Annotated in this window: 11 protein-coding genes and 1 riboswitch; of the genes, 5 read left to right on the forward strand and 6 right to left on the reverse strand. The window is 59.8% G+C overall.

From position 1 onward, the window contains the following. The first annotated feature begins 174 nt into the window (after positions 1-174). The 4 genes from ACD590_RS19640 to queE all read left to right on the forward strand — a co-directional run bounded on the left by ACD590_RS19640 (position 175) and on the right by queE (position 3,203). Entirely contained in the window at positions 175-1,227 is a 1,053-nt protein-coding gene (locus tag ACD590_RS19640) for a LacI family transcriptional regulator (RefSeq protein ID WP_112905307.1), read from the forward strand. 184 nt (positions 1,228-1,411) lie between these two features. Then, positions 1,412-2,122, forward strand: a complete 711-nt coding sequence (gene queC, locus ACD590_RS19645) for a 7-cyano-7-deazaguanine synthase QueC (RefSeq protein ID WP_439003204.1) — start codon at positions 1,412-1,414, stop codon at positions 2,120-2,122. Continuing rightward, positions 2,122-2,478 (forward strand): 6-carboxytetrahydropterin synthase QueD, encoded by a 357-nt coding sequence (queD, locus tag ACD590_RS19650; RefSeq protein ID WP_018446446.1) that lies wholly within the window; start codon positions 2,122-2,124, stop codon positions 2,476-2,478. Before queC ends, queD begins: the two co-directional genes overlap by 1 nt. Continuing rightward, positions 2,475-3,203: a 7-carboxy-7-deazaguanine synthase QueE gene (gene queE / locus ACD590_RS19655; RefSeq protein WP_439003205.1), complete on the forward strand. Its 729-nt coding sequence runs from the start codon at positions 2,475-2,477 to the stop codon at positions 3,201-3,203. Before queD ends, queE begins: the two co-directional genes overlap by 4 nt. 4 nt (positions 3,204-3,207) lie before the next feature. Here queE and ACD590_RS19660 read toward each other — a convergent pair whose 3' ends face one another. The 6 genes from ACD590_RS19660 to ACD590_RS19685 form a co-directional block, all read right to left on the reverse strand. Further along, positions 3,208-4,428, reverse strand: coding sequence for an adenylate/guanylate cyclase domain-containing protein (locus tag ACD590_RS19660; RefSeq protein WP_018243696.1), 1,221 nt, complete (start codon positions 4,426-4,428; stop codon positions 3,208-3,210). A gap of 104 nt (positions 4,429-4,532) precedes the next feature. Next, positions 4,533-5,507, reverse strand: coding sequence for a class 1b ribonucleoside-diphosphate reductase subunit beta (nrdF, locus tag ACD590_RS19665; protein WP_026188536.1), 975 nt, complete (start codon positions 5,505-5,507; stop codon positions 4,533-4,535). Positions 5,508-5,594: 87 nt separating this feature from the next. Then, positions 5,595-7,799: a class 1b ribonucleoside-diphosphate reductase subunit alpha gene (gene nrdE / locus ACD590_RS19670; protein ID WP_439003206.1), complete on the reverse strand. Its 2,205-nt coding sequence runs from the start codon at positions 7,797-7,799 to the stop codon at positions 5,595-5,597. Then, entirely contained in the window at positions 7,778-8,182 is a 405-nt protein-coding gene (gene nrdI / locus ACD590_RS19675; protein WP_018243699.1) for a class Ib ribonucleoside-diphosphate reductase assembly flavoprotein NrdI, read from the reverse strand. The genes nrdE and nrdI overlap by 22 nt, the downstream gene beginning before the upstream one ends. A 14-nt stretch (positions 8,183-8,196) precedes the next feature. Then, a complete protein-coding gene (nrdH, locus tag ACD590_RS19680) occupies positions 8,197-8,418 on the reverse strand; it encodes a glutaredoxin-like protein NrdH (protein ID WP_018243700.1) in 222 nt (73 codons plus the stop codon). Positions 8,419-8,683: 265 nt separating this feature from the next. Further along, a riboswitch (cobalamin riboswitch) is annotated at positions 8,684-8,907 on the reverse strand. 163 nt (positions 8,908-9,070) lie between these two features. Further along, positions 9,071-11,344, reverse strand: coding sequence for a heavy metal translocating P-type ATPase (locus ACD590_RS19685; RefSeq protein ID WP_439003207.1), 2,274 nt, complete (start codon positions 11,342-11,344; stop codon positions 9,071-9,073). A gap of 71 nt (positions 11,345-11,415) precedes the next feature. Between ACD590_RS19685 and ACD590_RS19690 the strand changes: the two genes are divergently transcribed. Continuing rightward, the gene (locus ACD590_RS19690; RefSeq protein WP_018243702.1) at positions 11,416-11,838 is read left to right on the forward strand and encodes a MerR family transcriptional regulator; all 423 of its coding nucleotides are present in this window, start codon (positions 11,416-11,418) and stop codon (positions 11,836-11,838) included. Positions 11,839-11,855: the final 17 nt, after the last annotated feature.

Genomic DNA, 11,855 nt, shown 5'->3' on the forward strand with positions numbered 1-11,855 from the left:
TCAAGCCCTTTCTCGACTCTCGAGAAAATATGGTTATTTCCGTAAGTTACTGAATATAATTCATATTTAATCCGTGACTAACAGAACGTTAAAATTTAAAACGTTTTCATTCATCGATTGCACGCCGGATTCATCGTGTTATGGTATCGGCAATTCCAGCATGGAAAGCCAAGGGTGACCGAACCGTCCCGACCGCAGCGCGGCGAAAATCTCGATATCACGCATAAGCGCGGCAAGCCGACCTTGCGAACGATCGCCACGATCGCCGGCCTTGCCGTGACGACGGTGTCACGGGCGCTTTCCGATGCGCCGCAGATTTCGCTCGAGACCCGTCAACGCGTGCACCGCATCGCCCGCGAGATCGGCTATCTCCCTGACCGGGCCGCGCAGCGCCTGAAGACCGGCCGCACCAATGTCATCGCTATCCTGCTCGATTCGCACGAGGAAGTGGTCGGCTTCAGCACCTCGATCATGTACGGCATCGCCAAGGCGCTGAAAGAGACCTCCTACCATCTTGTCGTCGCCCCGAACTTCCTGTCGACGACCGATATCGAGGCCGCCGAATATATCATCCGCAATCACCTCGCCGACGGGCTGATCTTCACGCGCACCGAACCGCTCGATGCCCGCGTCCGCCTGCTGCTCGAGACCGGCTTTCCCTTCATCTGTCATGGCCGCACCGAATATTCGACGCCTCACCCCTATGTCGACTACGACAATTTCACCTTTGCCTATGAGGCGACGCGCCGGCTGATCACCAAGGGCCGCAAAAAGGTGGCGGTGATCCTGCCGCCGAAACGGCTTACCTTCTGCCAGCATATCCTGCATGGTTTCATGACGGCGGTGCGGGAGGCGGGCATCGCCTATGAGATCCCCGAGGCAGTCGATCTCGATACGCCAGCAGGCGTGCTGCGCGACTTCATTAGCAGCCGCGCTGATGCTCCGGATGCTCCGGATGGTTTCATCTGCCCCGGCGAAGTTTCGGCGCTTGCCGTCATCAGCGGCATGAGCGATGCCGGCCGCATACTGGCCGCCGATTACGATATCGTCGCCAAGGAGACGTCCCGCCTTCTCAGTCAGTTGCAGCCGAAGGTCGACACGATCCACGAGGACCTGACGGCGGCCGGCGAGGATCTGGGACGCATGCTGCTGCAGCGCATCAACAATCCGGACGCCCAGGATCTGCAGCTTCTTCTGCCGCCGCAGATCAACTTTCCGATCGGTTAGGCTACCCGGCTGTGGGGAGCGTTGGCATCAGACCAAAAAGCCATGAAAACCCCAGCGAAATCAACGACATCTCATTCCGCAATGACGCTCACGCTTCAAAACTGTTTCCATGACGCGTGATTTGTCCTAGAAGCACCGCGTAATCCGGTCGCAGCCCACCCGGTCAAAACAAGGGATCCAAAATATGAAAACCATCGTCGTCTGCTCAGGCGGACTGGACTCCGTTTCGCTTGCCCACAAGGTCGCGACGGAAAAGCAACTTATCGGCCTGGTCTCATTCGACTACGGCCAACGGCATCGCAAGGAACTCGACTTCGCCGCCAGCTGTGCCTCACGGCTCTCCGTTCCCCATCATATTATCGACATCGCCAGCATCGGCGGTCATCTCAGCGGATCGGCCCTGACGGACAATGTCGAGGTTCCCGATGGCCACTACGCCGAGGAGACCATGAAAGCCACCGTCGTGCCGAACCGCAATGCCATCATGCTGGCAATTGCGTTCGGTCTGGCTGCGGCGCAAAAGGCAGATGCCGTTGCCGTCGCCGTGCATGGCGGCGACCACTTCATCTACCCGGACTGCCGACCGGGCTTCATCGATGCTTTCCAGCGCATGCAGAATGAAGCGCTGGAAGGTTATGCCAGCGTGAAACTGCTTGCCCCCTATGTCGATGTTTCCAAAGAGGCGATCGTTGTTGACGGCGCGAAACACGGCACGCCGTTTTCGGAGACCTGGTCCTGCTACAAAGGCGGCGAGCTTCACTGTGGACGCTGCGGAACCTGCGTGGAACGCCGTGAAGCTTTCCATCTTGCCGGTGTTCCCGATCCCACGGAGTACGAAGACCGCGATTTCTGGAAAGCGGCCGTGTCGCGATACTCGGCCACGGAGGTGCGTTGATGTACCGCATCACCAAGGAGTTTCATCTCTCCGCCTCGCATCAATTGGATCACCTGCCTGCCGACCATCAATGCGCTCGGCTTCACGGTCACAACTACATCGTCATCGTCGAACTAGCTGCGGAAAGCCTGAATGATGATGGCTTCGTTCGTGATTATCACGACCTCTCGCCACTCAAGCGCTATATCGACGAAACATTCGATCATCGTCACCTGAACGACGTCTTCGGCCATTCGAAAGTCACCTCGGAATTTCTGGCAAGGCACTTTTACGACTGGTGCAAGCAGCGCTTTCCAGAGACCTCATCCGTTCGCGTCAGCGAGACCCCCAAAACCTGGGCGGAGTACAGGCCGTGAGCGTGGGGAGCATTCGCGTCAGCGAAATCTTTGGCCCGACCATACAGGGTGAAGGTGCCTTGCTCGGGCTGCCGACGGTGTTCGTGAGGACAGGCGGCTGTGACTTCAGGTGTTCCTGGTGCGACAGTCTTCACGCGGTCGACAGCGCGTTCCGGGATCAATGGATTCCCATGTCCACTGAGGCGGTCTGGCATAAGGTCACGGAACTCTCGGGGGGCAAGCCACTGACGGTTTCTCTCTCCGGAGGCAATCCGGCGATACAGCCCTTAAGGCCATTGATCGAACTCGGCCATTCCCAAGGATACCGCTTTGCACTGGAAACACAGGGAAGTGTGGCCCAGGCTTGGTTTCGCGATCTCGATATCCTGGTCATCAGCCCCAAACCGCCATCAAGCGGAATGCTGACGGACTGGGACCAGGTGGATCACTGCCTTCAATTGGCCGCCGGCGGACCGGAGGTCGCATTGAAGATTGTCGTCTTCGACGATGCCGACTACGAATTCGCCCAGCGCGCGGGTCGGCGCTATCCCCAAATTCCCTTGTTCCTTCAGCCCGGCAATCATACGCCGCCGCCGCCCGATGACGAGGACGCACGCATTGATATCGACGGCGTGATGGATCGGATGCACTGGCTTGTCGAAAGGGTGACGGCCGACCAATGGTTTGCGGTACGCGTACTACCCCAACTGCATGTGCTGCTCTGGGGTAACAAGCGAGGAGTATAAGTTTCTAGCGCTCCGGAAAGGCGAAGACATCGACCGGCTCGCCGAGCCCGCGCAGCGGGAAGGTGCCGAGGCTGTCCATGTCTTTCGCGCAGTCCGCCATTTCGACAAAGGCCCGCGACAAGAGTACCGGACGCTTGACCTCCTTAGTCAAGGTTTCAAGCCGCGAGGCGACATTGACCGCCGGGCCGATGACGGTGAAATCCAGCCGCCGGCGCGAGCCGATATTGCCGTACATGACGTCGCCGACATGCACGCCGACGCCGTAGCGCAGCGGTTCGCGTCCGTTGCCCGCATACTGCTGGTTCAATTGCGCCATCAGCGCCTGCCCTTCGCGGATCGCCTGCAGCAGATCGTGACAGGCCGTGTCCTTGCTCAGCGGGAAGATCGCCAGCAATCCATCGCCCATGAACTTCAGGATTTCTCCGCCATACCGTTCGATCGGATCCGACATGGCGTCGAAGTAATCGTTGAGCAGATGGATGACATCGTCACGCGGCCAGAGATCGGAAATCTCAGTAAAGTCGCGCAGGTCGCAGATCATGATTGCCGCACCGACGGTCGCGCCGCTGCCGCGCGTCGTGACGCCCGACAGGATCTGTTCGCTCGCATGCGGTCCGACATAGGTCTGCAGCAGCGTGCGCGCCATGATGTTCTTCAGCCGGATTTCGCTGACGAGGGTCAGTGCCGGCAGCAGATCGCGCAGGAAATCGACATGCTCGTTCGTAAAACCGCCCGGCCGGCTGGTGGAAAATGTCGCGACGTGCCGTTTGCCGAAAGTGTGCTCGACTGGCCAGGCGATATACTCCGTGAGACCGTCGTCGCGCAGTTCCTGATAGAATGAATCCTCGTCGTCGGCTGTATCTTCCAGCTGTTTGCGCACCTCCTCCGCCCCCTGATGGATCGCGTTGACGGGACTCTTCAGGAACTCCGGCGTATTTTCGATACCATAGGCAAATGTGTTGATCTTCGCCTCGGCCAGGCCTTCCTTCCAGAGGATGCGGGCGCCAATCCATTGCGGATGGTTCATCCTGAAATGCAATGTCGCCCGCGCCACCGGCACTCCTGATGCCAAAAGCTTCTCGCACATCTCCACCAGGATATTGTCGATGAACCGCTCGCCGCGCGTCTCGTTCACCAGCCAGTCGAGAATCCGTCTTCTGCGGACCGGCCAGACGCCTTCGCCCGCCTCGACGGCAGTCCCGGCCTTGCTCAAAAAAGACGACATCAAAAACTCCCGCTACGCCACGTTACAGGCGAGGACCAAATTTAGTTTCCGCTGAATGTGGGCGATGAGAGAGCAAATGATAAGAGGGAGACTGCGATCAAGCCTCAGAAATCCCAGTCCTCGTCCTCTGTCGCGACAGCCTTGCCGATCACATAGGAGGAACCGGAGCCGGAGAAGAAGTCGTGGTTCTCGTCGGCATTCGGCGAAAGCGCTGACAGGATTGCCGGATTGACCTTACACGCCTCACCCGGGAACAGCGCCTCATAGCCCAGATTCATCAGCGCCTTGTTGGCATTGTAGTGCAGGAATTTCTTGACATCCTCGGTCAGCCCGACGCCGTCATAGAGCGCTTCGGTATATCTAGCCTCGTTGTCATAGAGCTCGAGCAGCAGCTCGAAGGCGAAATCCTTGATCTCCTGCCTTCTCTCCTCACCGAGCCGCTCCAGCCCGCGCTGGAACTTGTAGCCGATATAATAGCCGTGCACCGCCTCGTCGCGGATGATCAGTCGGATCATGTCGGCCGTGTTGGTGAGCTTGGCGCGGCTCGACCAGTACATCGGCAGGTAGAATCCGGAATAGAACAGGAAGCTTTCGAGGAAGACACTCGCGACCTTCTTCTTCAGCGGATCGTCGGAGCCGTACTGCTCCATGATCAGCGCCGATTTCCGCTGCAGGAATTCATTCTCCTCCGACCAGCGATAGGCATCGTCGACGTCAGGCGTCGAGCACAGCGTCGAGAAGATCGAGGAATAGGAGCGCGCATGCACCGCCTCCATGAAGGAGATGTTGGAAAGTACCGCCTCCTCATGCTGCGTCACCGCATCCTCCATCAGCCGGATGGAACCGACGCCGTTCTGGATCGTGTCGAGCAGCGTCAAACCGGTAAAGACGCGAATGGTCAGCTGCTGCTCGACCGGCGTCAGCGTCGCCCAGGACGGAATGTCGTTCGAAAGCGGCACCTTCTCCGGCAGCCAGAAATTGCCGGTGAGCCGGTTCCAGACTTCGATATCCTTATCGTCCTCGATGCGGTTCCAATTGATGGCGCGCACGCGGGACGCAGGTTTGATTTGCATGTTCATCGGGTGGTCCTTTTCGGGCGTCAGCGTCTGCATGGCGAAGGGAACTGCGGAACCCTCCCGCTTCTTGCAGCGTCAGCCGCAATCAAATCATAAGGTGCAGGATACGCAGCCCTGCACCTCGGTGCCGGACAGCGCCATCTGGCGAAGGCGGATGTAGTAGATCGTCTTGATGCCCTTCTTCCAGGCATGGATCTGCGCCTTGTTGATGTCGCGCGTCGTTGCAGTGTCGCGGAAGAACAAGGTCAGCGACAGGCCTTGGTCGACATGCTGGGTCGCCGCCGCATAGGTGTCGATGATCTTCTCCGGCCCGATCTCGTAGGCATCCTGATAATAGTCGAGATTGTCGTTGGTCATGAACGGCGCCGGATAATAGACGCGGCCGATCTTACCTTCCTTGCGGATTTCGATCTTCGAGACGATCGGATGGATCGAGGAGGTCGAGTGGTTGATATAGGAGATCGACCCCGTCGGCGGAACCGCCTGCAGGTTCTGGTTATAGAGGCCGGAGGCCATCACCGCCTTCTTCAACGTGGCCCAATCTTCCTGCGTCGGAATGTGAATGCCTGACGTCTCGAACAGCGCCCTGACCGTCTCCGTCGCCGGCTCCCAGAGCTGCTCTGTATATTTGTCGAAATAGTCGCCGGAGGCATATTTCGAATTCTCGAAGCCCTTGAAGCTCGTACCGCGTTCGACCGCCAAAAGGTTCGAGGCGCGGATTGCGTGATAGGTCACCGTATAGAAATAGATATTGGTGAAATCGACGCCTTCCTCGGAGCCGTAGAAGATACGCTCGCGGGCGAGATAACCGTGCATGTTCATCTGGCCGAGGCCGATCGCATGGCTCTCGTCATTGCCCTTCTCGATCGAGGGAACCGAGGAAATGTGACTCATGTCGGAAACGGCTGTCAGCGCCCGGATCGAGGTCTCGATCGTCTTGCCGAAATCTGCCGAATCCATTGCCGCCACGATATTCAGCGAGCCGAGATTGCAGGAAATATCCTTGCCGAGATGTTTGTAGGAAAGGTCGTCATGATATTCGCTCGCCTCGCTGACCTGCAGGATTTCCGAGCATAGATTGCTCATCGAAATACGTCCGGCGATCGGGTTCGCCCGGTTCACCGTGTCCTCGAACATGATGTAGGGGTAGCCGCTCTCGAACTGGATTTCGGCAAGCACCTGGAAGAATTCGCGCGCCTTGATCTTCTTCTTCGAAATGCGGGCATCCGCCACCATCTCGCGATATTTTTCCGTCACCGAAATCTCGGTGAAAGGCACGCCATAGACGCGTTCCACGTCATAGGGCGAGAACAGATACATATCCTCATTGTTCTTGGCGAGTTCGAAGGTGATATCGGGCACGACGACGCCGAGTGACAGCGTCTTGATGCGGATTTTTTCGTCGGCATTTTCGCGCTTGGTGTCAAGGAAGCGCATGATATCGGGGTGATGGGCATTGAGATAGACCGCACCCGCGCCCTGCCGCGCCCCGAGCTGGTTGGCATAGGAGAAACTGTCTTCGAGCAGCTTCATCACCGGGATGATACCCGAGGACTGGTTCTCGATATGCTTGATCGGCGCGCCTGCCTCGCGGATATTCGTCAGCGACAGCGCCACGCCGCCGCCGCGCTTCGACAATTGCAGCGCCGAATTGATCGACCGGCCGATCGATTCCATATTGTCCTCGACGCGCAGCAGGAAGCAGGAAACCAGTTCGCCGCGCTGCTTCTTGCCGGCATTGAGGAAGGTCGGCGTTGCCGGCTGGAAGCGGCCGGAAATGATCTCGTCGACCATGTCGCGGGCAAGGGCCTCGTCGCCACGCGCCAAGGCCAGAGCCACCATGCAGATGCGGTCCTCATAGCGCTCGAGATAGCGCTTTCCGTCGAAGGTCTTCAGCGTATAGCTGGTGTAATATTTGAAGGCGCCGAGGAAGGTCGGGAAACGGAATTTCTTGGCGTAGGCCTGGTCGAACAGATCCCGCACGAAATTGAAGGAATACTGGTCGAGAACCTCCTGCTCGTAATATCCTTCGGTCACGAGGTAATCGAGCTTTTCCCTCAGATTGTGGAAGAACACTGTGTTCTGGTTCACATGCTGGAGGAAATATTGCTTGGCCGCCAAACGATCCTTGTCGAGCTGAATCCGCCCCTCATCGTCATAGAGGTTCAGCATCGCGTTCAGCGCGTGATAGTCGAGGGTTTCGGCTGCTTTCGGCGGCCTCTCCCCGGCGGGCTGAGCAAAAGTTTGATGCGGTTTTGCGCCCGCATCCCGCGTCAGGTTTGTTCCCGTGTCCAAAATCGTTCCATTCCGTGTTTGACCTTGGCGACGTCGTCTTCGGTACCCATGAGCTCGAACCGGTAAAGGTACGGCACCTGGCATTTCTGCGAGACCACGTCGCCGGCGAGCCCGTATGTCTCGCCGAAATTGCTGTTGCCCGCGGCGATCACGCCGCGGATGTGTCCTCGGTTTTCCGCATCGTTGAGGAAACGGATCACCTGCTTGGGAACGGCACCCTTGCCGCCGTCGCCGCTATAGGTCGGCACGATCAGCACGAAGGGTTCGCGGATATGGAACGCGTCTGCGCCACCTGGCGGAATGCGCGCCGCGCGCAGACCGAGCTTGGCGACGAACCGATGGGTGTTCTCGGATCGGCTGGAATAATAGACGATCAGGCCCATCGCTTGTCCTCAGGTCAGGAGAGCGCGCTGATCATGTCGGGACGGAAGCCCGCCCAATGCTGCTCGCCGGCGATGACGACAGGCGCCTGCATGTAGCCGAGGCTGCGGACGCGATCGAGCGCTTCGGCATCCTGCGAGATATCGACGATGTCATAATCGACGCCCAGACGGTCGAGGGCGCGGTAGGTGGCAGTGCACTGGACGCAGGCAGGCTTGCTGTAGACGGTAATGGTCATGATATTCCTCGTGACGATGCGATTGGGCGCAGGACATCGATCGGAAATCTGTCGATATCCGTCGAAAAATTCTCTGATGATTTTGAGCTGTGCGGCTATTTAGCCGCTGGGCGTACTCCGCCCTCTACCTCTAGTGGGTGGCGGCCTGAACTGAAATTCTGACATGACTTCACCCCGAAGTGGCTCATGCGGAGGTTCGGGCCTGCGAAACGCGATGCGGAGATTCCCCGCAGCCATGCAACGCGACCTTCCGGACACCCCGCCCGTGGACGTTTCGTTCGAGGCAGGTCTCCTGGCTCACGGGTCAAAGCGCCTGCCCAGCCTTCCCGGAGCATCATGCTCCAGTGACCTGAAATCGGACAGTTGCTCGCCGCTTACAGTTGCGGGGGCAGCCCCGGCATTGCCGCGCCATGATGGCGAAGCGCACCGAATTCCCGTCTTAGCCGCCGATCCTCACGAATCGACGGAACCTCGAACACTAGATATGGTACGCGAATCGATCATGACGTCAACAAGTTGTTGTGGCGGCGCAGCAATGGCGGCAACGAATCGCCGCGCTGTGTATGATGTGGATAACGAAGCGTTAACGGAAAAGCGCTGTGGAGAACCCATCATAAAAAGAGCCGGCAGAAGCCGGCTCCTCAAACGACATTCATATTTTTATCCGAAGCAACCGCAGTGCATTGATCGTCACCAGCACGGTGGCGCCGGTATCGGCAAGAATCGCTGGCCAGAGCCCGGTGATCCCTGCGATCGTCGTCACCAGAAACACCGCCTTCAGCCCGAGTGCGATGGTGATATTCTGCAGGATGTTGCGCATCGTGCGTTTGGAAAGTTCGATCATCCGCGCCACGTCGCCAACGCGTCCGTGCAGCACGGCGGCATCCGCCGTCTCCAGCGCCACATCGGTGCCGCCGCCCATGGCGATGCCGATATCGGCAGCGGCCAGCGCCGGAGCATCGTTGATGCCGTCGCCGACCTTGGCGACGATGAAGCCCTGGCGCTTCAATTCGCCGACGACCCGCTGCTTATCCTCTGGCATCATCTCGCCGCGCCAATCGATGCCGAGCATACCGGCAACGGCTGCTGCCGTCCGCTTGTTGTCGCCCGTCAACATCATCGCCTTGACGCCTGCTGATTTGAGCGCAGCGAGCCCGGCCTCGGCATCCTCACGCGGCTCGTCACGCATGGCGATCAGGCCGGCCGCAACACCGTTGACGAGCAGCACCGACACGCTCTTGCCCTCGTCGTTCAGCGCCGTGATGCGTGCATCCTGTTCCGCGCTGAGCGTCCCGCGCTCGCGGGCGGCAGGCGGCGACAGCAGATCCAGCGCCTCACCGCCGACTTTGCCGCTGACACCCTTGCCCGGCAGCGCTTCAAGCTCGAAGGCCGGCGGCACGGGAACGCCGTCCGCCTTGGCGCGGTTGAGGATCGCCAGCGCCAGCGGATGACTGGAACCCTGCTCCAGCACCGCCGCGCGCGACAGCACCTGCGCCTCGCTCAGGCCAAAGGAAATGATATCAGTCACTTGAGGCTTGCCTTCTGTCAGCGTGCCTGTCTTGTCGAAGGCGACCATCGTCACCTTGCCGAGCGTTTCCAACACCGCGCCGCCCTTCATCAGCAGCCCGCGCCGCGCACCGGATGAAAGCGAGGCGGCGATCGCCGCCGGCGTCGAGATGACGAGCGCGCAGGGGCAGCCGATCAAAAGGATCGCAAGGCCCTTGTAGACCCATTCGCCCCACGGCCCAGCGAACAGCAACGGTGGAACGACCGCGACAAGCGCTGCGACCACGACGACGCCGGGCGTGTAATAGCGCGAGAACCGATCGATGAAGCGTTCGGTCGGCGCCTTCGATTCCTGAGCTTCCTCCACCAGCTTGACGACGCGGGCGATGGTATTGTCGGCGGCAGCCGCCGTGACGCGAACCCTGAGGACCGCATCGCCATTCACCGTGCCGGCAAAAACGACGGCATCGACGCCCTTGCGCACCGGCGTGCTCTCGCCCGTCACCGGCGCCTCGTCGATCGCGCTCTCGCCTGAGATGATGATGCCGTCCGCCGAGATCCGGTCGCCAGGACGAACCATGATGATGGCGCCGACCGAAAGGCTTTCCGCCGGCACCTCCCGTGTCTGCCCATTGTCTTCGAGTAGCGCACTCTTCGGCACCAGGGCCGTCAGCGACTGGATGCTTTCGCGCGCCTTGCCCGCTGCCACCCCTTCCAGCAACTCGCCGACCAGAAAGAGGAACACAACGGTTGCCGCCTCTTCGCCGGCATTGATGATGACGGCGCCGACAGCGGCGATCGTCATCAGCATCTCGATCGAAAACGGTGTGCCTGATAAAGAGGCCATGACGGCGCGCCGAGCGATCGGCACCAGCCCGATCAGCATGGCGACGATGAAGGCATAGGACGCGATCGCCGGCACGAGATGGCCGACGGCATAGGCGGCAACGAGTGCCGCACCCGAAAGGATGGTCAGCCGGCCCTTCCTACTCTGCCACCAGTGACCGGCCATCGGCGCATGGTCGTGCCCGTGCAGCCCCTCGATTTCCTTCTCGGCATGATCGTGAGAATGGTCGTGGTCATGACTATGGCCTGCATGATCGTGCCCTTCATGGTCGTGGTCATGGCCCGCGTGATCACCGTGATCATGTCCATGGTCATGACGGTGCTGCGAGCCGTGTTCATGCGCAGGCGCAGCGTTTCCGGCAAGCGGCGCGACGGAATAGCCGAGCCCGGTCACCTTCTTCTCAATCGTCTTGAGATCGCTGCTGCCATCATGCCGGACGGTCATCGTGCCCGCCATCACCGAGACGGAAACATCGGCGACACCCGCCACGCGTCTGACCGCCGTATCGATCTTGGTTGCGCAGGCGGCGCAATCCATGCCGCCAACCCGGTATCGTGTTTCGCTCTCAGCCATGAACCGCTTCCTTGTCAAATAGAAGCATCCCTCCTACATCCTCTAGCGACTAGAGGTGCAAGAGGAAAATTATGAAAAGGATCACGATCGGTGAAGCCGCCCGCCAGAGTGGCGTCAAGGTACCGACGGTGCGTTATTACGAGAGCATCGGGCTGCTCGCGGCGCCGAGCCGCAGCGAGGGCAACCAGCGCTCCTTCGAACCCGCCGATATCAGCCGCCTCGCCTTCATCCGCCACGCCCGCGAACTCGGCTTCGAGATCGAGGCGATCCGCACGCTACTCACCCTGCAGGACGATCCGCACCAATCCTGTGCCTCGGCCGACGCCATTGCCAAGGCCCGCCTCATCGAGGTCGAGCAGCGCATCCGCAGCCTGAGGGCGCTGAAGGCCGAGCTGGAAACCATGGTGGAAGGCTGCGGCCACGGCCGCGTCGACCAATGCCGCGTCATCGAGGTTCTCGCCGACCACGGCCAGTGCACGCATCCCCACCACTGATCTCCGCCCTTGCAGGC

This window comes from Rhizobium sp. 862_C5_N1_2 (assembly GCF_051811205.1).
Classification (GTDB): domain Bacteria; phylum Pseudomonadota; class Alphaproteobacteria; order Rhizobiales; family Rhizobiaceae; genus Rhizobium; species Rhizobium leguminosarum.